This window comes from Flavobacterium myungsuense (assembly GCF_042677265.1).
Classification (GTDB): domain Bacteria; phylum Bacteroidota; class Bacteroidia; order Flavobacteriales; family Flavobacteriaceae; genus Flavobacterium; species Flavobacterium myungsuense.
Map to the genome: position 1 here is coordinate 20,328 of NZ_JBHTIZ010000046.1, position 22,132 is coordinate 42,459.

At 31.2% G+C, this 22,132-nt stretch carries 19 protein-coding genes; 9 read left to right on the top strand and 10 right to left on the bottom strand.

The genetic code is table 11. From position 1 onward, the window contains the following. Positions 1–3: 3 nt before the first annotated feature. Positions 4–1,638, top strand: coding sequence for a M1 family metallopeptidase (locus tag ACFQ0S_RS12745; RefSeq protein WP_379759485.1), 1,635 nt, complete (start codon positions 4–6; stop codon positions 1,636–1,638). 549 nt (positions 1,639–2,187) lie between these two features. Here the strand turns inward: ACFQ0S_RS12745 and ACFQ0S_RS12750 are convergent. Together ACFQ0S_RS12750 and ACFQ0S_RS12755 are read right to left on the bottom strand one after the other, a co-directional pair. Continuing rightward, positions 2,188–3,240 (bottom strand): AMP-binding protein, encoded by a 1,053-nt coding sequence (locus ACFQ0S_RS12750; protein ID WP_379759482.1) that lies wholly within the window; start codon positions 3,238–3,240, stop codon positions 2,188–2,190. Then, on the bottom strand, positions 3,221–4,195 hold the full coding sequence (locus ACFQ0S_RS12755) for a CPBP family intramembrane glutamic endopeptidase (protein WP_379759479.1): 975 nt from the start codon (positions 4,193–4,195) through the stop codon (positions 3,221–3,223). The genes ACFQ0S_RS12750 and ACFQ0S_RS12755 overlap by 20 nt, the downstream gene beginning before the upstream one ends. 92 nt (positions 4,196–4,287) lie before the next feature. On the opposite strand from ACFQ0S_RS12755, the gene arsC reads away from it, so the two are divergent. Both arsC and ACFQ0S_RS12765 read left to right on the top strand, forming a co-directional pair. Continuing rightward, positions 4,288–4,629 (top strand): arsenate reductase (glutaredoxin), encoded by a 342-nt coding sequence (gene arsC, locus ACFQ0S_RS12760; RefSeq protein WP_379759476.1) that lies wholly within the window; start codon positions 4,288–4,290, stop codon positions 4,627–4,629. Positions 4,630–4,711: 82 nt separating this feature from the next. Then, the gene (locus ACFQ0S_RS12765) at positions 4,712–7,186 is read left to right on the top strand and encodes a TonB-dependent receptor domain-containing protein (protein WP_379759473.1); all 2,475 of its coding nucleotides are present in this window, start codon (positions 4,712–4,714) and stop codon (positions 7,184–7,186) included. Between the two features lie 3 nt (positions 7,187–7,189). On the opposite strand, the gene ACFQ0S_RS12770 is transcribed toward ACFQ0S_RS12765, so the two are convergent. The 4 genes from ACFQ0S_RS12770 to ACFQ0S_RS12785 all read right to left on the bottom strand — a co-directional run bounded on the left by ACFQ0S_RS12770 (position 7,190) and on the right by ACFQ0S_RS12785 (position 12,089). After that, positions 7,190–7,705 (bottom strand): DinB family protein, encoded by a 516-nt coding sequence (locus ACFQ0S_RS12770; protein WP_379759470.1) that lies wholly within the window; start codon positions 7,703–7,705, stop codon positions 7,190–7,192. A gap of 10 nt (positions 7,706–7,715) precedes the next feature. Next, positions 7,716–10,301: a phosphoenolpyruvate carboxylase gene (locus ACFQ0S_RS12775; protein WP_379759467.1), complete on the bottom strand. Its 2,586-nt coding sequence runs from the start codon at positions 10,299–10,301 to the stop codon at positions 7,716–7,718. A 99-nt stretch (positions 10,302–10,400) separates the two neighbouring features. Then, complete coding sequence (locus ACFQ0S_RS12780) at positions 10,401–10,880, bottom strand: Lrp/AsnC family transcriptional regulator (protein ID WP_151106251.1); 480 nt, start codon at positions 10,878–10,880, stop codon at positions 10,401–10,403. A gap of 54 nt (positions 10,881–10,934) precedes the next feature. Next, entirely contained in the window at positions 10,935–12,089 is a 1,155-nt protein-coding gene (locus ACFQ0S_RS12785; RefSeq protein ID WP_379759464.1) for a M14 family metallopeptidase, read from the bottom strand. A gap of 312 nt (positions 12,090–12,401) precedes the next feature. On the opposite strand from ACFQ0S_RS12785, the gene ACFQ0S_RS12790 reads away from it, so the two are divergent. Continuing rightward, positions 12,402–12,845, top strand: coding sequence for a helix-turn-helix domain-containing protein (locus ACFQ0S_RS12790; RefSeq protein WP_379759461.1), 444 nt, complete (start codon positions 12,402–12,404; stop codon positions 12,843–12,845). Positions 12,846–12,851: 6 nt separating this feature from the next. On the opposite strand, the gene ACFQ0S_RS12795 is transcribed toward ACFQ0S_RS12790, so the two are convergent. After that, complete coding sequence (locus tag ACFQ0S_RS12795) at positions 12,852–13,409, bottom strand: 1-acyl-sn-glycerol-3-phosphate acyltransferase (RefSeq protein ID WP_379759458.1); 558 nt, start codon at positions 13,407–13,409, stop codon at positions 12,852–12,854. Positions 13,410–13,469: 60 nt separating this feature from the next. Here ACFQ0S_RS12795 and ACFQ0S_RS12800 point away from each other — a divergent pair, with 60 nt between their 5' ends. The 4 genes from ACFQ0S_RS12800 to ACFQ0S_RS12815 all read left to right on the top strand — a co-directional run bounded on the left by ACFQ0S_RS12800 (position 13,470) and on the right by ACFQ0S_RS12815 (position 17,238). Beyond that, a complete protein-coding gene (locus tag ACFQ0S_RS12800) occupies positions 13,470–14,135 on the top strand; it encodes a spermidine synthase (RefSeq protein WP_379759455.1) in 666 nt (221 codons plus the stop codon). 76 nt (positions 14,136–14,211) lie between these two features. Beyond that, the gene (locus ACFQ0S_RS12805; protein WP_379759453.1) at positions 14,212–15,156 is read left to right on the top strand and encodes an endo alpha-1,4 polygalactosaminidase; all 945 of its coding nucleotides are present in this window, start codon (positions 14,212–14,214) and stop codon (positions 15,154–15,156) included. A gap of 148 nt (positions 15,157–15,304) precedes the next feature. Next, positions 15,305–16,192: a carbon-nitrogen hydrolase gene (locus ACFQ0S_RS12810; RefSeq protein ID WP_379759450.1), complete on the top strand. Its 888-nt coding sequence runs from the start codon at positions 15,305–15,307 to the stop codon at positions 16,190–16,192. 2 nt (positions 16,193–16,194) lie between these two features. Continuing rightward, positions 16,195–17,238, top strand: a complete 1,044-nt coding sequence (locus ACFQ0S_RS12815; RefSeq protein ID WP_379759447.1) for an agmatine deiminase family protein — start codon at positions 16,195–16,197, stop codon at positions 17,236–17,238. Positions 17,239–17,316: 78 nt separating this feature from the next. Here the strand turns inward: ACFQ0S_RS12815 and ACFQ0S_RS12820 are convergent, their stop codons facing one another. The 3 genes from ACFQ0S_RS12820 to ACFQ0S_RS12830 form a co-directional block, all read right to left on the bottom strand. Continuing rightward, positions 17,317–17,481, bottom strand: a complete 165-nt coding sequence (locus ACFQ0S_RS12820) for a hypothetical protein (protein ID WP_191963387.1) — start codon at positions 17,479–17,481, stop codon at positions 17,317–17,319. A 93-nt stretch (positions 17,482–17,574) separates the two neighbouring features. Next, positions 17,575–20,349: an alpha-amylase family glycosyl hydrolase gene (locus ACFQ0S_RS12825; RefSeq protein WP_379759444.1), complete on the bottom strand. Its 2,775-nt coding sequence runs from the start codon at positions 20,347–20,349 to the stop codon at positions 17,575–17,577. Positions 20,350–20,420: 71 nt separating this feature from the next. After that, on the bottom strand, positions 20,421–21,062 hold the full coding sequence (locus ACFQ0S_RS12830; RefSeq protein ID WP_379759441.1) for a protein-L-isoaspartate(D-aspartate) O-methyltransferase: 642 nt from the start codon (positions 21,060–21,062) through the stop codon (positions 20,421–20,423). 98 nt (positions 21,063–21,160) lie between these two features. Between ACFQ0S_RS12830 and ACFQ0S_RS12835 the strand changes: the two genes are divergently transcribed. Then, positions 21,161–22,126, top strand: a complete 966-nt coding sequence (locus ACFQ0S_RS12835; RefSeq protein WP_379759438.1) for a Gfo/Idh/MocA family oxidoreductase — start codon at positions 21,161–21,163, stop codon at positions 22,124–22,126. Positions 22,127–22,132 lie beyond the last annotated feature (6 nt).

Below are 22,132 nucleotides of genomic sequence, written 5' to 3' on the forward strand. Positions count from 1 at the left end.
ACTATGAAAAAAATCAGTTTTACATTTATTCTAATTTTTGGTTTCCAATATCTTTCCGCCCAAGAAACTTTCACACGAAAAGATTCTCTTCACGGCGGATTACGGCCTGAACGAACCTGTTTTGATATCTTGCATTATGATTTAAACGTCAAAATCAATCCGGAAGAAAAATCGATTGTTGGGTTTAACGACATTACTTTTAAAGTCATTGAAAACAGTGATAAAATTCAATTGGATTTGTTTGAAAATATGAAAATTGACAGCATTGTTTTGAATTCTAAAAAACTAAATTATACTAGAGAGTTTAATGCCGTTTTTATTAATTTCAGTTCTACATTACCACAAAGTTCAGAAGAACAAAAAATTCGATTTTACTACTCCGGAAATCCATTAATTTCCAAACATGCTCCTTGGGACGGGGGTTTTGTTTACAACAAAGACGCAAACGGAAAAGATTGGATTGGAGTAGCTGTTCAAGGAACTGGAGCTAGTTTGTGGTATCCGTGTAAAGATTCACAAACTGACGAACCTGATTTCGGTACTACCATAAAAGTTGCTGTTCCAAACGGATTGATGAATGTTTCTAACGGAAGATTCACAGGTTCCAAAGATTTAAAAAATGGATATACACGTTGGGATTGGGAAGTGAAAAATCCTATAAACAATTATGATATAACTATAAATATTGGCGATTATGTTCATTTTGGTGAAAATTATAAAGGTATAGATTTAGATTATTACGTTTTACGAGAGAATGAAGCCAATGCGAAATTTCAATTTGAACAAGTTAAACCAATGATGGATTGTTTTCAAAGTAAATTTGGAACGTATCCTTTTACTGATGATGGCTACAAATTAGTTGAAACTTCCTATTTAGGTATGGAACACCAAAGCGCTGTAGCTTATGGAAATAAGTATAAAAATGGCTATCAGGGACATGATTTATCAGGAACAGGAGTTGGTTTAAGTTTTGATTATATAATTATTCACGAAAGTGGTCATGAATGGTTTGGCAACAGCATCACATCTAAAGATATTGCTGATATGTGGATTCATGAAGGATTTACAATGTATACTGAAGCTGTTTATATTGAATGTTTATATGGTTATGAAAAGGCAATGAAATACATCAATGGGATGAAACAAAATGTTAGTTTCGACAAACCAATCATAGGTCAATATAATGTAAATAATGAAGGTTCTGGCGATATGTATCCAAAAGGAGCTTTAATGTTGAATACTTTGCGACATGTTATAAACGATGATGTCAAGTGGTGGAAAATACTCTTAAATTATTCAAATACATTTTATCATCAAATCATAGATACCGAAACAGTTATTTCTTTTTTTAATCAAGAAAGCGGTATGAATCTTACTCCAATTTTCAACCAATATCTTCGCTATGCTGGCATTCCGTTTCTGGAAATAAAACGCAATAAAAATAATTTTGAATACAGATGGATTACTGACGTTAAAGATTTTGGCATGCCAGTAGACATTAAGCTAAATGGGGAGGAAATTCGCTTAAATCCTACTACAGCTTGGCAAAAAATGAATTTTAAAACCAATAAAAAGTCAAAAATTGAAATTTTAAAAAATGAATTCTTTATAAATGATATTGTATATTTTAATAATTAATGGATTTTTAACAAATAAATTAGCAATTTAGTATTGAATTTTAAACTAAATTATTATGGATATTTAAGTTAAAGGTTTGAATAAATGAGCTAATAGTCACACTTTATACGCATTAGATTTCTTACGTATGTTATTAGGGGAGTTTTTTTTTAATTTACAAAGGAGCTTCATTTATAACCAACAATCTAGATTTTGAAGATGTAATTGCTCCTATAAGCAATTTTTTAGGCGGAATGTTTGTATTTCATTACATTGCAGCAACTCATATCATGGGATGACTAATCATTATTTTTGGATAACTAACCAGATGGGCTATTATTGCGCAACTTTCTATATTATTTGGTGCTGTACTTATTATTTCATAGGCGAAATGAATATAGGAAACTTAATTCTGTAAATGTTTACTCTATCGACTAGCCTATTTTTCTTGTTTTATGGAAGTGGAAAACATTCAGCAGACTATTATTTTAAAATGGAAAAATAGCACATAAAAAAACGCACTAAACAAAATATATTGAGTGCGTTTTTATTTTTTAAAAAATAGCTTAACTACAAGCTTTCGCTAGTTTCTTTTCTTAAAATTTTACCGTTTTCTGTTTGCTTAAATTTTGGAACAAAAATGACTTCTTTTGGTTTTTCATATTTATCTAATGTATCGAAAACAGATTCGTCAATAGTTTTTTTATCACCTTCAACTACTAAAATTAATTTTTCACCTAGTTTTTCATCACTTTTTCCGGTTACAAAAAATCGAGAAGGAATTTTACCTGAAAGTTTCTCCTCTACTTGTTCCGGTATTAATTTAATTCCACCACTATTAATAATGTTATCATATCTACCTATAAATTGAAACTGATTTTCGCCTACTAATTCTACAATATCATTAGTAACAATTAAATCGTCAGAAATTCTTGGTGCATGTATAACCAAACAATTTCTATAATCATGAGAAATTGTAATTTCTGGTAAAACTGTAAATGACTTCTCTTTTATTTCTCTAGCAGCAATATGAGTAATGGTTTCAGTCATTCCGTAGGTTTCATAAACTTTGGTTGCTATTTTTAATAAATCTTTTTGTAACGCTTTACTAATCATAGAACCACCAATAATGACTTTTTTTACATTACTATTTAATTCTTTCAATGAATTTTTAGCTTGTAACGGCACCATGGCTATAAAATCATATTTTCTATTTACAATATCTCCTTGAAATGGTGTTGCGCTAGGAGCGACAAAATCCATATCTAATCCAATAATAAATGCGCGTACAAACATTAACTTACCAGCAATATATTTTACAGGTAAGCAGTGTAATGCTTTGTTTCCGGGTTTAAGTCCAAAAAAATCTGCGGTTGCAATAGCTGACTCTACCATAGCTTGTTTAGAAGTTCGTATTGTTTTTGGAGCTCCCGTAGTTCCAGAAGTTTGCAAATCGATATAGGTTTTATCGTCAAACCAGTCTAATAAAAAATCTCCGATTGGCTTTTCAAAATCTTCTCCTTCTTTTATAAAACTATATGCCACACGTAATAAACTTTCGCGATTAAAATGAAATCCATTTAATTTAAAGGAATTGTGTACGTTATGATAAGTTGGTATCATGATTAATTTCGTTTATAGTATTAGTTAATTTTAAATTTGAATATTCTATTTTTCCAGTAAGCTTTTCAATCCAATTTGTCCAATTGTATTTTTTACTAAAGATATATAAAAGTAAAGGATAAATTATAATTACTGGCAAAATTACATCAAATCCTGCACTTGGTTCTGAAATATCCTTTAAAATGGAATTGGTTTGAAAAACCGACCAATCTGCAGTAACTAATAATGCCCCAATTAAATTATTGGCAGCATGAAAACCTAAAGATAGTTCCATTCCTTCGTCCATTAAAGTCATGATGCCCAATAAAAAACCTGTTCCAATATAATAAACCATAATAATGTATCCTAATTTTTCTACTTCGGGATTAAAAAGATGCATACCACCAAATATTAATGACGTCATTACAAGTGGAAACCATTTGTTTAATGCTAAATTCCCAAATCCTTGCATCAAATATCCTCTAAAAACATATTCCTCTGTACTGGTTTGAATTGGGATCATTACAATTGCTATAACAACCAAAATTAAAAACGGAATTGGTTTAAAATTGATTGCAAAACTTTCAGGCGAAAAGAGATAAAATCCAACAGTTGAGGCAATAGTAAAAAATGTCCAAATAGAAAAAGAAAATAAAATCCTATTCCAATCAACTTTTTTCCTTGATGTCGTTATACTTATAAAGGATTGATTGTGAAAATATCGAACCACGTAATATACACTCGCAAGAGCAAAAACAAACGAAACTAATACTAAAAACAATGTCAAATTAGAATCGAAAACTTTCATCAAATCCTCTGAACTTGTTGGAATGTTTTTCCCGTCAGAAAGTGATTTTAAAAAAACAGCTACCATTAAAGGTATTTGCCCTAAAGTTGATGCCAAAATAATTACTAAAGAACCAATTATATACTTCCAAAACTTATTCTCAAGTTGAACTCCTTGTTCTATAAACATAGTTAAAAATATACTCTTTATTATACTCTACGAAATTAGTTTAATTTTTAAAAATAATTCAATTCCTTTACATAAAATTTAAAACATATTTCATGATTCAAATCTATCATAATTCACGATGCGGAAAATCAAGAGAATGCCTTGCTTTTATAGAACAAACTGGTAAAGAATTCGAGATTATTATGTACTTAGAACAGATTCCTACCTTTGATGAATTATCTGAAATCATTAATAAATTACAAATTAAACCTCTTGAACTAGTTCGTGCAAAAGAGAAGGTTTGGTTAGTAAATTATAAAAACAAAACAATGTCTGATGCAGAAATTATTCAAGCTATGATTGATAACCCCATTTTAATTGAACGTCCAATCGTTATCAATAAAAACCAAGCCGTTATTGCAAGACCATTAGAAAATATTAAAACCATACTTTGATTTTTCTTTAACATAGTATTTAGGTATTGATTCGTTCAATTAAAACTTATCTTTGCAAAGCTTTATAGCATAATACTCATGTATGAAAAATCCAAACTATCTCTTTCTTGCTTTTCTATTTTTATTTTCAATTAGCCTTTTTGCTCAAAATAGTGATAAATTAAAAACAATCAATATCAAAGGAATTGTAATCGAAAAAGTGAGCAAACAACCTTTAGAATATGCTACAATTACATTTTTAAATACATCGAATTTAAAAACAATTGCTGGTGGAATTACCAATAATAAAGGGGAGTTTACCATTGCAACTGTACCGGGAGTTTACACCATTAAAATCGAATTCATTTCCTTTAGACCAACTGAAATAATAAACAAAAAATTATCCGAAAACACCAATCTAGGAATTATTGTTTTAGAAGAAGATGCAACACAATTAAATCAAGTTGAAATTCGTGCTGAAAAAAGTACTGTTGAAATTAAATTAGATAAAAAAGTATACAATGTTGGTCAGGATTTGATGGTAAAAGGCGGAACTGTAAGTGATGTTTTAGACAATATTCCTTCAGTAACAGTTGATGTTGAGGGAAATGTGAGTTTGAGAGGCAATAACAATGTAAGAATCCTTATTGACGGAAGACCTTCGGTTGCAATAAACATTGCTGAAGCGCTTCGATTAATTCCTGCTGATGCAATTGATAAAGTTGAGGTAATTACCAATCCATCAGCTCGATATGATGCTGAAGGTGGAGGTGGAATTTTGAATATTATTCTGAAAAAAGGAAAAAATAATGGCGTAAACGGTATACTAATTCTATCGGCTGGTACTCCTGAAAATACTGGCGCTTCAGGAAATATAAATGTTCGCAGTGAATTTTCTAACATCTTTGCAACATTAGGCTACAACAAAAGAAACAATCCCGGAAATACAGAAGTTAATCAGGAAAATTTTAATCCTGATGGAAGTTTTAAATCTTATGTAGAAGAGCGAAGAACCAACAATAGAAAAAGTGAAGGTTTTAACGGAATTATGGGCATTGAGCTGTATCTTAATAAATCGACTACATGGATAAATACGCTTACATTACGTAATAACAATGGCGACAATCCTGAGAATATTTTCTTTTCAATTACTAATGCAGACAATTCTTTTATCAAAACAAGTCGATTTAACGACCTCTTTAGAAGCAGTCAAGATGTAGAATATGCTACTAATTTTATCAAAACTTTTAAAAAAGAAGGGGCTAAATTAACTATAGATGCTTCGTTTTCACAAAATAGAGACAAAAACAATTCAAATATCTTTGGCAATCAAATTGTGCCCATTTTTAATTTTATTTCTTCAGAAAGGACAACAAATCTTCAAAGCCAAAATAGGAATTTAATCCAATCGGATTATGTTTTGCCAATTGGTAAAAATAGTCAATTCGAAGCTGGATTTAGAGGTAATTATTTAACCTTAAATACTGACTTTAAAGTCGAAGAAGATGTTTTAGGAAACAACAATTTTACAATTAATTCCAATTTTACAAACATTTTTGAATATGTAGAAAATGTAAGTGCTTTGTACTCTCAATTTGGTTCAAAAATTAATAAATTCTCTTATTTATTTGGACTGAGATTCGAAAATTCAAACATTGAAGTAAACCAAATTACACTTCAAGATTTTAATGCTAAAAAATACACCAACTTTTTTCCGAGTGCTTTTTTTACTTATGAAATAAAGGAAGGAAGCAGCGTATCAATAAACTACAGTAAGCGAATAACAAGACCTCGAGATCTATTTATTAATCCGTTTTCTCAATATTCTAGTAATATTAATTTATTTCAAGGTAATCCTGACTTGAATCCGTCTTTAAGTGATGCTTTTGATTTGGGATATTTAAAAAAATGGGGGAAAACAACATTAAGTACTTCCCTTTATATTAATAGAACTTCTGATGCTTTTCAAATAGTTCGTAAAGAAAGAGGCGATCTTATTAATGGAATACCTGTAATTATAAACACGCCTTTTAATTTAGCCACTGATGATAAAATAGGTTTTGAATTTACGTTGAATTATTCTCCCTACAAATGGTGGAGATTGAATACCAATTTTAATTTTTTTAGCAATAAAACCGATGGTTCTTACACCTATATCAAAGCCTCAAATGAAATAGAAACCATCAATTTCAATAATTCATCTTCTACTTGGTTTGCACGAATTACTTCAAAAGTAACATTGCCATATAAAATCGATTTTCAAACCAATGGTACTTATAATGCGCCGCAAAAAGTGGCTCAGGGAACCAATAAAGGGGTTGCAAGTATGAATCTTGCATTTAGTAAAGATATTTTGAAAGACAAAGGCACACTCTCTTTTACTGTGAACGATGTTTTTAATTCCAGAAAAAGAATAAATGCATTAAGATTACCAAACGTTAATTCTGATATGGAAATGCAATGGCGCGAACGACAATTAACGCTTTCTTTTACTTATAGATTCAACAAACAAAAAGGTGATAAAGAAAAATCGCAGAAAAGAGAAAATGATTCCGGCGGAGAAGATTTTCAGGGATAAAAATTATAAATACCTTTCCTTAAAAATTCTTTGATGATGTTTTTGATGTCCAATCATAATAAATCCAATAGCGCGAACCGAAATCAGATTATCAGAAGCAGTACCTATTAATTGAAGTTGTTCATGAGTAAAACTTTTAAAAAGCAACAATGTGGCTTCTCTAACAGCAGCCATTTCAGTTAACAATCCTTGGATGCTTCTAGCATTTGCATTGGTTTGCTCTACATAACTATTTTCTTCAAAATCAGGCAAAGGCGTTTGGTCGTTTCTAGAAATTCGCAATGCCCGATAACTGAAAATACGCTCTACATCAATGATATGTTGAATAATATCTTTTATTGTCCATTTTCCTTCAGCATATCTATAATCAAATTTATCCATTGGGATGTTTTGCACGAATCGGATAAAATCATGCAAGCAAATTTCGAGCTCTTCAATTAGATTCACATTTTCTAAAGGTTGAATGTAAGTGGCATTAAACTTCGAATATTCGTTTGAAGGTAATTGATTTGAATTCATGTTTGCTTTTTTAAGCCGAATTTCTACTTGCATTTGTATTCCCAAACAGCGAACGCGTTACGATTTTTTCATAGGTTTTTATCAAGTCTAAATTTGGATTTTCTTTTTTGTTTAATTCCTGAATTCGCAACAAAGCATATTGCTGTATTGTTAACAATGGCAATACAATACGCTCTCTTATGTCAATAGATGCTTTACCGTCAGGATAATTTTCCATTAGCTCTTTATGACCAGCTATTTTCAGTAACAATCGCTTAGTTTCTACAAATTCATCATAAATAATTTGCCAAAATTCTCCAAATTCAGGATCTTTTCTCATGTAAGCTGTCAATGGGAAAAATGATTTTGCCAAGGACATCATACTGTTTTCTAATAAAGTTTTAAAGAATAAAGAATGATCGTATAAATCCTGAACTTTATTCCATTGTCCTGAATCTTCAAAATGCTTCAAAGCACTACCTACACCGAAAAATCCGGGTACGTTTTGCTTTAACTGACTCCAAGAACCTACAAATGGTATCGCTCTTAAATCTTTGAAATCTAAATGTTCTGACTTGCTTCTTTTTGATGGTCGGCTTCCTATATTAGTTTTAGCATAATACTTCAGCGTACTCATTTGTTCTAAATACGGAATGAACTTTGGGTGGTTTTTAAAACTTAAATATTTTTCATAACCCAATTCAGCCAATTGGTCTAAAATTGCCGACTCGTCAACCGTTAATTCGTTTTGTCCTTTATTAAAAACCTGATTGGTGACTCCTGCACTCAATAGATTTTCTAGATTGTAACGACAAGAATCTAAGGTTCCGAAATTAGAACTTATAGTTTGCCCTTGCACTGTTACTTGAATCTCATTGTTCTCGATTTTTGGCCCTAGTGAAGCGTAAAATTTATGGGTTTTACCGCCACCACGTGCTGGAGGTCCGCCACGACCATCAAAGAAAATGGCTTTTATACCGTATTTTCTAGACATTGCGGTTAGAGATTCTTTGGCTTTATAAATACTCCAATTTGCCATTAAATAGCCCCCATCTTTTGTACCGTCAGAAAATCCAAGCATAATCGTTTGCTTTTTATTTCTATTGTCAAGATGTTTGGCGTACGCTGGATTGGTGTATAATTTCTCCATGATGATGTGCGCATTGTGTAAATCATCAACCGATTCAAAAAGCGGAATTATATCAACCGTTGGATTATCCCAACCACTTAAATGAAATAAAGCAAAAGTCTCCATTACATTTAGTGCGCTTTCATTGTTGCTAATAATGTATCTATTTGCGCCAAATTCACCATTATTTTCTTGTATTGTTTGTATGGCCTGGATAGACTCGATAGTATACCTTGTTAATTCATCTTCAAAATCTTTTGAATTTAAATTACCAGAAACTTTAGACAAGACTTCAAATTTTTCAGCTTCATTTAATTCGAAATAATTCTCTGGAAAAATAGTAGTATTTTTATTTAAGTAATACTGTACAACATCTTTAAAAACAGCATCATGTATTCTACTATTTTGACGAATATCTAACGAAGCAAAGTGAAATCCGAATAAGTTAACTTTTATTAACAATGCTTCTAATTCGTCAAGATACAAAGACTGATGTTGCTCTATAATTATTGTTTTTATTTTATTTAATTGCGATTTAAACTCGTCTAGGGTGATAAATATTTCCCCTTTTGAATAAAATACAGAACGATACAATTTTTGCTCTAATTCGGTAATTAAAACATCAACATTATAGAACGTTAACTTCCTTTTTAAACTTCTAACTTCAAAATAATAGCACTTTAATATAGAAGTTCTTAAACGCTCTGCTACTTTTAAGGTTATCTCTGTGGTCACAAACGGATTTCCATCGCGATCACCTCCCGGCCAAAATCCTAGTTTTACTATTGCATTTTTAATAGATTTACCATCAAAAATATTTTTCTCTAGATAGTGTACCATCTCACCAGCTGTTTCGTAAAAAACATTTTCTAGGTACCAAATTAAACTTACGGCTTCGTCAAAAGGATTTGGTTTTACCGCTTGAATAAAAGGAGTTTTACCCAATTGAGCTAACAATTGCTTAATTTCTAATAAATTATTTTTGCGAATAGCATCAGTTAAGTCATTAATAATTCCGAGAACAGCCCCAGGATAAAACTGAGTAGGGTGTGCAGTTAAAACCGTTCTAACATTGAAGTTTTCTAAAAAATCAATTAAATCTTCTTCTTTATGCTTGGCTTCAGACTTTTCCATGATATCACGCAAAGAACCTCTCCCTTCCATGTTATTTACAACAGGAAAAGCAGCATCTTCTATCGCATCAAACAATACAATTTGACGCTCGATATATTGAATAAATCGAAACATCAAATCTATTTGATCTTCTTCGGAAGCATTTTGTAAATATTTACCAACGAAAAAGTTAACAATATCTTTAGGAGTTTCTTGTTTTTTAAAACCTGTATCGCAAACATCTGTAAATAAAGGCAATAAAACGCCAGTATTGTCTATAGAATCAAAAGGTAATGTAATAAAAACACTGTTGTAAATATGGTATTTAGAAAGAACTTCTTGGTTAAAACGTTCGTTTTTAGGTAGCGTGTACATAAATTTAGTTGTTGTAGTAAGATAAGTAGTTAATTTAATAAAAAAAACCCCAAGATTAAACTTGAGGTTATATCATAAAGAATATAGCTCTCAAGAAAATTACATATTTTTAAAAATAGTATGCATTAATCGCTTCTTATCATTAATACTTTCTTCTAGTGAGATCATGGTTTCGGTTCTGTATACTCCATCAATATCATCTATCATGAAAATCACTTCTTTAGCATGTTTTGTGTCTTTAGCTCTTATTTTGCAAAAGATATTGAACTTTCCTGTAGTTACAGAGGCAACAGTTATAAAAGGGATTTCATTAATTCTCTCTAAAACAAATTTAGTTTGAGAAGTATTATTAAGAAAAACACCGATGTAAGCGATAAATGAATACCCTAATTTATCATAATCAAGTACCAAAGACGAGCCCATAATGATTCCTGCGTCTTCCATCTTTTTTACCCTAACGTGAACGGTTCCTGCAGAAATTAATAATTTTTTTGCAATATCTGTAAATGGAACTCTGGTATTATCAATCAGCATATCTAATATCTGGTGATCAACTTCGTCTAATCTGAACTTACTCATAAAAATATATTTAGTTGTTGTTGTTTTTGTTGTTTTTGTTGTTTAAGGTAAAAATTAAATTTTCATCTTACCGTTCTCAATTTTTATATTATTATTCAAATAAAAATCTGCTTTATCATCAATTTTAGGAAAAGTATTGGTTTTATTTGAAAAAACTGCCTCTTTAGCATAGTATTCAAAATGTCCAAAAAAATCATCAAAATTGCCTATTTTAGCAATAAAAGCGTTAAAATTTATTTTATTATCTAATAACACTTCTTTAAATTGAACTGCAATATTCGTGATTATTTTATTACTATCATAATTTATTTTGACATTTTTATAAACAAAATCATAAAACACGACTTTATTTTGAGGAATATTCAGATAATCTTCGATTTCGTTATTAACTATATCGTTTTCGAAAAGTTTAACAAATCCTGACAATAATGCAATAAAAATATATTTCCGAGTTTCTTCTCTATTGTAATCGTTTTGATAATGCCCCGCCTCTATCAATATTGTTGGTACATTCATCGATTGAAATGTATCTCCTATGCAATTAATATTGAATGAATCATCAAATCGTCCTACCTGATTAGAGATGTACTGCTGTAATGCATTATTCATTGCAACAATAACTTTTATGGCTTTTGTTCGAACTTCATTAACATCTCGGTTTTCATTATAAGAAGGCGCTAAAAAAGATACTGTTGCTGGTTTACCGGTATCTGCAACTCCAAAAATAGTTCGTTGATCGTGAAGATTATAACAATAATCAGGCTTAACTTTGGTGAAATACGCCCTTAAAACTTTGCTTTCCGGTTGGGTCAAATTTTGAGCGTCCCTGTTTAAGTCTATTTGATTTGCATTTTCTCTGGTATACAATTTGGCACCATCTGGATTTACCATTGGCAAGCAATAAAAAGTAAAATGATTGAGTAAATCAATTGCAAGTTCCGAATTGCTTTGCAATAAATTTAAAAAATCGAAGAGTGCTTTTGTAGTCGTGCTTTCATTTCCATGCATCTGAGACCAAAGAAATATTTTGATTTTTCCAGCACCAATTTGATAGGAATAGATAGGATTTTTAAGTACCGAATATCCTTCAATCGCAAGTTGATTTTCAGTGTTTAATTTATTTAAAACAGGAGCAATATCATTCAATGTAATATAGCGTCCTTGTAAAGTTTCGACTTTGTATTTACTAAAGATAAATTCTAAATTCATGTTCTTTTTTTTGACTTTACAAAAGTAAACATCTTTAAAATAACAATTGTAAACAACAAACAGCGTTCAATTGTTTATTGTTGTAAACTAGTTTTTATTTTTTTGTTAGTTTAAATTTCAATTCGACAAAACACAAATGCTATAATTAATTATTAGATTTTAATTCTATGTTAATCAATATTTTATTAATAATTAATTAATGTTTTAATTTATACTTTTTAGTCGTTTAGAGGTGATTTACTTTTGTGAAATTGGTTAATTCATTACTTTTGATTACATTTGTAATCTACGTTTCGTTTTAAAAAATTTACAATGATAAACTCAGATGATTTTATAAAAAGATTAGAATTTATTATCGAATATTATTCCCTTTCCGCATCGAGTTTAGCTGATAAAATTGGTGTGCAACGTTCTAGTTTATCACATTTGCTATCGGGAAGAAATAAGCCCAGCTTGGATTTTATTTTGAAAATTCTAGAGGTTTTTCCTGAGGTAGATTTGTATTGGATTTTGAATGGTAAAGGAAGTTTTCCTAAAAATGAAGCCCAAAAAATTTCAACTGCTCCTACTCCGATAACTGAAATTAAATTTGAAGAAAATGTGTTTGAAGAAACCAAAAAACAAGAAACCGGTAATCCTATATCTCCAAAAAAGATTTCTAATATTCAAGATACAATAACGTATTCGAATAAAGATAAAATAGAAAAGATTGTCATTTTTTATACCAATGGGAAATTTGTAGAATACAATCCCTAATCAAATTTAGTTTTTTACTTCAAAACTATATTCCGACTTCTTACCTTTGACATTAATAAAATGAGTAGATAGGATTTTAATGTCCTCATTACTATTTCCTGAAGGATAAAATGGTTGCCCAATATTTACCTCTTTCATTCCAAAATTAAATGCAACTGGAATTATTGGTACGTTTGCCTTTATTGCTATAAAATAAAATCCAGTTTTAAGTTCAGTTACTTTTTTTCGAGTTCCTTCGGGAGCTATAGCCATCCTAAAAATGGTTCTCTTTTTAAAAATAGCTGCAATAGAGTCTACTTTATTCAATCCGCCAGATCTATCCAGTGGTACGCCACCCATCCAACGAAAATAATATTGCAGAGGAAATTGAAATAATTCTTTTTTACCAACCCAGTTCATTTCTAATTGAACAATCCCTCTGGTAAGAACTCCTAAAAAAAAATCGTGCCAACTGGTATGAGGAACAACCATCAGTACACATTTTTTAATATTCTCGTCGATTGATCCTACTATTTTCCAACCCATCAATTGGAAGAAGATAAATTGGTAAATCCTTTTTTTCATTTACTACTATTTAGAGTAAAATTAATATTAATCTCTTATTTTTGATGAAAATATTTTTCAATGTTAAAAAAACTGCTCAGTTACATTATTCCCATCCGTATTTTAAAACAAAAATCAAGCATTAGCGAATCATTAGAAATAACTTGGGCAAACGGCGAGTTGGTTTTAGATAGCAAAAATACTAATTATTCCTATGGCAGTTTGCAACGTATATTGCGAAAAGGACTCAAAAGTATTGGATTTGAAAAGATAAATACTATGAATCATATTTTAGTTCTTGGGGTAGCGGGAGGAAGTGTTATAAAAACATTGATTAACGATGTGGGATATAAAGGAAAAATTACTGGCGTAGAAATTGATACTGAAATTATAAATATAGCAAATACTTATTTTAAATTGGATAAAATTCCAAATTTAGAAATTTGTATTGGGGATGCTTTTGAGTTTGTATTGAAAACAAAAAACAAATACGATTTAATTATTATTGATGTTTTTCAAGATACAAAGATGCCTAACTTTTTATTTGAAAGGTTTTTTACCGACAGGCTGGATATAATTCTTAGCAACTTTGGAATTATATTATTCAACACCATGATAGTTGAACAAATTCAAAATAAAAGAAACTTAAATTATATTGCTGGATTTAATGCGAAAAAATACACTGTTCGAACTATTCCAAGAGTTGAAAGACATAATGAATTGATTATCATAGAAAAATTGAATTAAAGTAAAACAATGATAAAATTGAATTAGTAACTACTTTAGTTTTGTCAATTCTATAACTTATTACGCATTACATTTTATGAAAACAAAAATATTATTCATCTTGATTGTGTTACTATTATCCTCTTTTTTATCTTCTAAAGACAGTAATACTGTAAAAGCGGGATTAAAGATGCAAGATTTTGTAATTAATATCTCTAAATATGCTAGAAGCTACGACAGTGATTTTATTATCATTCCCCAAAATGGTGTCGATTTAATTTTTAATAAAATTAATCCTAGTTTAGGAATAAATTCTGATTATATCAGTGCTATAGACGGAATAGGCATTGAAGATTTATTTTTTGATAAAAAACTAAAAACAGATACATACAGGTATAACAATTTGCAAAAAATTAAAGAACAGAAGAAAATAATTGTATCTGATTATATTACAAACGATTCTGATATTGAAACAGTAATAGCAAAAAACAAACAAGAAGGTTTCATTTGCTTTCCTAGAGTAAATGGTAACGAATATTATAAAGAAATTCCGAAAGAAATTATAGATGAAAATACTAATGACATAACAAAATTTAGTGATGCCAAAAACTTTTTGTATCTTATTAACGCTGGCAATTTTAAAAAGAAAACCGATTTTTTTAAAGCCATTGCAGCAACTAATTATGACGTCGTTTCTATAGATTTATTTTTTGATGACAAACCACTGTCCTCTAATGAGATTAATCAATTAAAAACTAAAGCAAATGGTGCTAAACGTTTAGTTATTGCTTACATGAATATTGGAGCTGCAGAAAACTGGCGGTACTATTGGAATGGAAATTGGATACTAAATGATCCTGTTTGGATTAAGAAAAACTATGCTGGATACGAAAATGAATTTTACATTCAATTTTGGAATCCTGAATGGCAAACAATTATTTACGGTAACGACAAATCGTACCTTAAGAAAATTATCGATGCAGGTTTTGATGGCGTTTATCTAGATAATGTTGAAGCCTATTATTTTTTGTATAATAAATAGTGTATTCTTTAAATTATAAATAATTAAAAAGAATAATTTATTTTTTATGATAATCCTAAGCTCAAACAAAAAAAGCTAATAAAAAATCCATTTCTCTTTAACCCTCCTCTTTATAAAAATAACTATTTTTGCATTCTAAATTTTTGTCATGCCAAACAAGAAATATAAAATAGCAGTCATTCAATTGAATCTGAATGATGTTGCCGAAAACAATCTGAAAAAATGTTTATCTTGGGTTCGTGATGCCGCTAGTAAAGGTGCTGAAGTAATTTCGTTACCCGAATTGTACAGTAGTCATTATTTTTGTCAAAGTGAAGATGTGAATAATTTTTCCTTAGCAGAACCATTGTACAGTACATCATTTATTGCTTTTAGTGCTTTAGCAAAAGAACTTGGCGTAGTAATTATTGTTCCTTTCTTCGAAAAAAGAATGGCTGGAATTTATCATAACAGTGCTTATATCATCGATACCGATGGTTCAGAGGCGGGATTGTATCGCAAAATGCATATTCCTGACGATCCCCATTTCTATGAAAAATTCTATTTTACTCCAGGAGATTTAGGTTTCAAAACTATACCTACACAAAAAGGAAAAATAGGAACTTTAATTTGTTGGGATCAATGGTATCCTGAAGCAGCTCGTTTAACCGCTTTACAAGGTGCTGAAGTTTTGTTTTACCCAACAGCTATTGGTTGGCATCCGCTTGAAAAAGAAGAATACGGAGAAAACCAACACGGCGCTTGGATGAATGTCATGAAAGGGCACGCTGTTGCTAATGGTGTATATGTGGCTGCTGCCAATAGAATTGGTTTAGAGCAATACATAGAAGGGACTGCTGGCATTCAATTTTGGGGATCTTCCTTTATTGCTGGGCCACAAGGAGAGATTTTAGCTCAAGCATCTACTGATAAAGAAGAGATTTTGATTGCCGAAGTCGATTTAGATTTACAAGAAAACGTGCGCCAGAATTGGCCGTTTTTTAGAGACCGACGTATCGATGCTTATGGAGATATTACAAAAAGAGCTATCGATTAATCATGAGTACTACGAATAATAGACGATTTCCAGCAGAATGGGAAAAGCAGCAAGGTATTTTGCTTTGCTTTCCTCATAATGGTAATGATTGGCCAGGAAAATACGAAGCGATACAATGGGCATTTATAGAATTTATAAAGAAAGTAGCTAGCTTCGAGCCGGTTTTTCTGGTTGTGGCTGATGAAAAATTAAAAGAAAAAGTTTTAGAGATGCTCCAAACGGCGCATGTTATAGTTGAAAATATTTCTTTCATCATACATAAAACCAATAGAAGTTGGATGCGGGACTCCGGACCCATACTGGTGAAAAATGGTGCTAAAAGAGAAGCTTTAAATTTTAACTTTAATGGTTGGGCAAAATATAAAAATTTTCAACTAGACAAACATGTTCCAAATAAAGTTGCCGATTTTTTAAAAATACCACTGACTCAAGTTAAATATAAAGGCAAACCAGTAATTGTAGAAGGTGGTGCCATTGACGTTAATGGAAAAGGAACTTTACTCACTTCAGAAGAATGTTTGATGCATCCAAGTATTCAAGTCAGAAATCAAGGATTTACTAAAGCCGATTATGAAGCTGTTTTTAAGGAATATCTTGGCATTACGAATGTAATTTGGCTCAAAGACGGAATTGAAGGTGATGATACACACGGCCATATTGATGATTTATGCCGATTTGTAAATGAAGATACTGTTGTTACCGTTGTAGAATCTGACCCCAAAGACAATAATTACAACCCTTTGCAAGAAAATTTAAAGATTTTACAAAATGCTATATTAGAAAATGGCTTGCCTCCAAAAATTATAACATTACCTATGCCCAAACGATTAGAATTTGGCGGATTGCGAATTCCTGCTAGTTATGCTAATTTTTTAATTTTAAATAATTGTGTTTTAGTTCCTACATTTAATGATGCTAACGATAGGATTGCATTAAATATCATTGCAGATTGCTTTCCGAAAAGAGAAATTATAGCAATAAGTGCTATAGACTTGATATGGGGATTTGGAACTTTACATTGCTTAAGCCAGCAAATTCCTGAATAAATCAAATTACTAAATCACATTTTAAAAGAAAAATAAAAAAAGAGGCTGTCTAAATAGACAGCCTCTTTTATCAATCTATTAAACAGATTGATTTTTCTTAGCTTTCCTTTCTTTATACATTTCATACAAAGCTCCTCCTACCCAATACTGGACAAAAGCAACTAGAAAAAACATTAACCAAAATCCTATAGACAGAACGGTTAAAAAAAGTAGAAATCCTAAATACTGTGAAAATTCAAACATGTTTTCCTGATTTTTTCTTAATAATATGCAAATGTATGTTTATTATTTTTTCTTACCAATAAAACTAAATCATTTTTTATAAAAAAGTATTCCTTACTTCTTAAAAAATTTAACTGTCTTCGTTTTATTGTTATTAAAAGTAATGTGCAACAAATATAGACCTGAATTAACTTTAGAAACATCAATTACATTATAATTCAATATAGGCGAAAAAGTTACTCCATTAATGCCAATCACTTTTAAATCTTTAATTGATTCCTTAGTATCTATTGTCATTGTTTCATTTACTACTGTTGGATATACATTGCATACTACTTCGTCCTTATTGATTTCATTTAACCCTAGAGTAAAATCAGTAAACGAATTAGGAACTGTAGGTAAAGTATACCGAGTTGCAGTGTAAATTTTTAATTCTCCTGGCTGCAAGGATACATTTGTTCCTGAAGATATTGAAACATTGCCATCTGCTAAATAATCGAACCAATTATTTCCCGCTGGTAAAGTAATATTTACTGGCCCTGTAAACGTTTGCCCATCTGTTGGAGCATTAAAATTACCTACAACAAAGACACGCTCGTTTCCAGAACCCCAAATTACACTTCTCGCTGCCTTACCTCCGCCTAAATCACTACTAGAAGGATTTCCTGAAAATAAATTAGGTAATATGCGTGTTCGCAATTGAATCAATTGACCTATTTTTTGATAAGAAGCCATGCGAGTTGAGTTGGTATACCAATTTAAACTCTCGGGAATAGGCTTTGGGTCTGTTCTATTTCCTGTTGCTCCTGTTGAATTACTGAAAATACTATAATCAAAGGCTAACTCTTGAAACATCCACATCATGTGAGATCCATTTAACAATACATTAAAAGCAGTATTCAATGGCGCTCTAAAACTTCGGCCTTCAGTTGTTTTTACGGTTGCTCCATTACCAAAAGCTTTCGCTTTATACATGTTTCTTTCTTCGTCATGACTTTCGCAATAGGTTAAAAAGCCATCTTGATTAGAACTACTTAAATCGTCTCCATCCTTTAACCACCCCATAGCGGTTTGTTCGTAACTTTTAGTGTTGTTTAAATGACACATCATGCCAAAATTGATGTAATTTTCTCGCTCTCCCGCAGTTTGCTCCCAATGTTCTAATATGAAATAGGCATCAGGATTTCCTGCTTTTACACCATTATTATAATAGTCGAACATGATTTCTGAACGATTACTACAGTTGGATCCGCAAAAACCATGAGAAATATCCATACGATAACCGTCAACTTTATATTCATCAATCCAATACTTAAGGGCACGTTTAAACATGTCACGGGTTTGAGGAAAATTATGATCGTAATCCTGATTTACACTTGATCCGTGAGGAGCACTTTGATTGAACCAAGGATTATTAGTAGCTATAGCATTGGTTCCCCAATACATTTTGGCTTGTGGTGCGGCACCCGTTACGTGATTAAAAACCATATCTAGAATAACAGCAATTCCTCTTTTGTGGCACTCGTCTATTAATTTTTTAAGGTCGTTTTCTGTCCCATAAGATTTATCAACTGAAAAGTAGTGATTAGGATTATAGCCCCAACTTATATTTCCATCAAATTCTGTAATTGGCATAATTTGAATGGCATTTACACCTAAGTTTTGAAGATAACTCAATCGATCAGCTATAGCATTAAAACTACGAATGGACGAAAAATCATGCACCCATAACTCATAAATTACCAAATTGTTTTTATTAGGTTTGACAAAATTTTGTGTCTGTGGGCTCCAATTAAACGAAGGCTTATTGGTTTGTAATACTGATACATAACCATCGCCTTGAGATGGATATGCTTTTAAATTAGGATATTGTTGTTTGGGTTCCCATTGATCGTCAGGATTTAAAACTTTCTCAGAATAAGGATCACTTACTTTTACCATTTTAGTTCCAATTTTTACTGCATATTGAAAAGCATATTCTACTCCGGATTGTAGACCTGAAAGTTCTATCCACCAATAACCAGTATCTCCATCTCTTTTTAATTGATAGGCATTTGAAATTCCCCAATTATTAAAATCACCAACTACAAAAACGTTATCAGGTAAAACATTACTCCTATCTTTAGCATACAAACACAAATGCGCTTTTGTATTATCAGTAGAATTATAAGTAATACCACCAAATAATCCTGACGGCCGTGGTTGATTTTCAGAACTTGAAATAATGGCCACCGAACGAGAATCTGAAGCGGTTTTTATTCCAGACAAAGCTTCAACAGTATAAATATAATCTCCAATTGCATTTAAAACTTCACTGTAAGTAATAGTAGTGGAATTACTTTCTGTTTTTACTGCTACTCCATTTTTTTTAATAGTCAACTCAGAACTACTTGTCGCATCTGCAGAAAAAGTAACAGTGCTTCCTGGATTTATAGCTCCGGATGAAGAAGTTGATGCGAACTTAACACTCAATTCTCCAGCAGGAATAACTGGAATGAAAAAATCTTTTCCAGTGGCGTCTTTACCTTCTTTTGTACCTCCAGGACCATCATTAAAAACAAAAGATAACTCTTGATAAGTACCCGCACAACCATAGTAAGTATACATATTATCTATAGTCAATACCCACTTAGTTCCGTTTTTAACTAACTTATTTTTGGCTAAACCGCTTCTCCATGAAGGAGCACATTTCCATTGAGTTCCAGCAATTGTTACCCCCGTATGGGCATAACAATTAGTAGCTGTTGCCATAGCACTAGCTCCTGGATCATAAGTTATAGTTATAATTCCTGTATAATCATCAGTAATAATTGCAGGAACAGTAGTTACAGTTTGAGCCGAGACAAACAAACTGAAAGTAAAGAAAAGAAACGTCAAAATATTTTTCATAAAAATATAATTTATAGCATATTACATCTCAAAAATAGAGATAAAACGATATTGTAACTCAAAAATATTTGTTAATTTTTATTTTCTAATAATGGAACAAAACGGAATTCTCCAAATTCATGTTTTTCAAATTGGGTTTCATTTTTGCGTATTAAAACCGTCATCTCTTGAACATCTTCCCCTAAAGGAATAACTAACCGTCCTCCTATTTTTAATTGTGCCATCAGGGCTTGGGGAATAATTGGCGCACCTGCAGTAACAATAATACTATCAAAAGGAGCATGATCTGGCAAACCTTTATAACCATCTCCAAAGGACAAATGCTTAGGACGGATTCCTAAATTTTCCAATAATTTTTTGGTTTTTTTAAACAATTTATTTTGACGTTCTATGCTATATACATGAGCACCCAAAGCAAACAAAACAGCTGTTTGATAACCACTACCTGTGCCAATTTCCAGTACTTTTTGCCCTTTCTTTAATTCTAATAATTGCGTTTGAAATGCCACAGTATACGGTTGTGAAATGGTCTGTTCTTCTCCAATTGGGAAAGCTTTGTCTTGATAGGCAAAGTTTTCAAAACCAGAGTCCAGAAAAAAATGTCTTGGTATATTAGCAATGGTTGCCAAAACATTTTTGTCTACAATTCCTTTTTCCTTAAGAAGGCTTACTAATTGATTTCTAAGGCCTCTATGTTTGTCAGTATCTTTCAAAACTTGGTTTAATTTATTTTGGTAAAAATAGAAAACAAAATGCCAATTATCAATTATCCATTATCAATTAATTCCTATTTTTGTTCAAAATCATTTTTATGTTAAAAGTTGGCGTTTTGGGTGCTGGTCATCTTGGTAAAATACACTTGCGGTTATTGCAACAATCCGAAAAATATGAATTAGTAGGCTTCTATGATGAAAATCATGAAAATGGAGCTAAAATAGCTGCTGAATTCGGATACAAACAATTTGATACTATTGCCAAATTAATTCATGCAGTTAATGTCATAGATATTGTTACCCCTACTCTTTCTCATTATAAATGTGCAAAAGTGGCTATTAAATCTGGCAAACATGTTTTTATAGAAAAACCCATTTCAAATACTGTTGCCGAAGCCGAAGAAATTATAGCTTTAGCAAAAGAATTTAATGTAAAAGGACAAGTGGGACATGTAGAGCGTTTTAATCCTGCCTTTATTGCTACAAAAAGCATGATTGAAAACCCAATGTTTATTGAGTCGCATCGTTTGGCAGAATTTAATCCGCGTGGTACAGACGTTCCTGTAGTTTTAGATTTGATGATACATGATATTGATGCTATTTTAAGTGTCGTAAATTCAAAAGTGAAAAATATTAATGCTAGTGGTGTTTCTGTAATTAGTGATACGCCAGACATTGCCAATGCACGAATTGAATTCGAAAACGGCTGTGTTGCCAACTTAACCGCAAGCCGAATTTCAATGAAAAACATGCGTAAATCTCGTTTTTTTCAAAAAGATGCTTATATCTCAGTTGATTTTCTTGACAAAGTTTGCGAAGTTGTAAAAATGAAAGATGCTCCCGAAATTCCTGGCGATTTCGATATGATTTTGCAAAATGCCGAAGGGGTAAAAAAACAAATTTATTTTGCTAATCCTGAAGTTGCACCTAACAATGCCATTCTGGATGAATTAGAATCTTTTGCGAATGCTATAAATACGGATACAACTCCGGTTGTAACTCTGGAACAAGGAACAAATGCGTTGAGAGTGGCGTATCAAATTATTGATTGTTTTAAAAAATAAGATTTA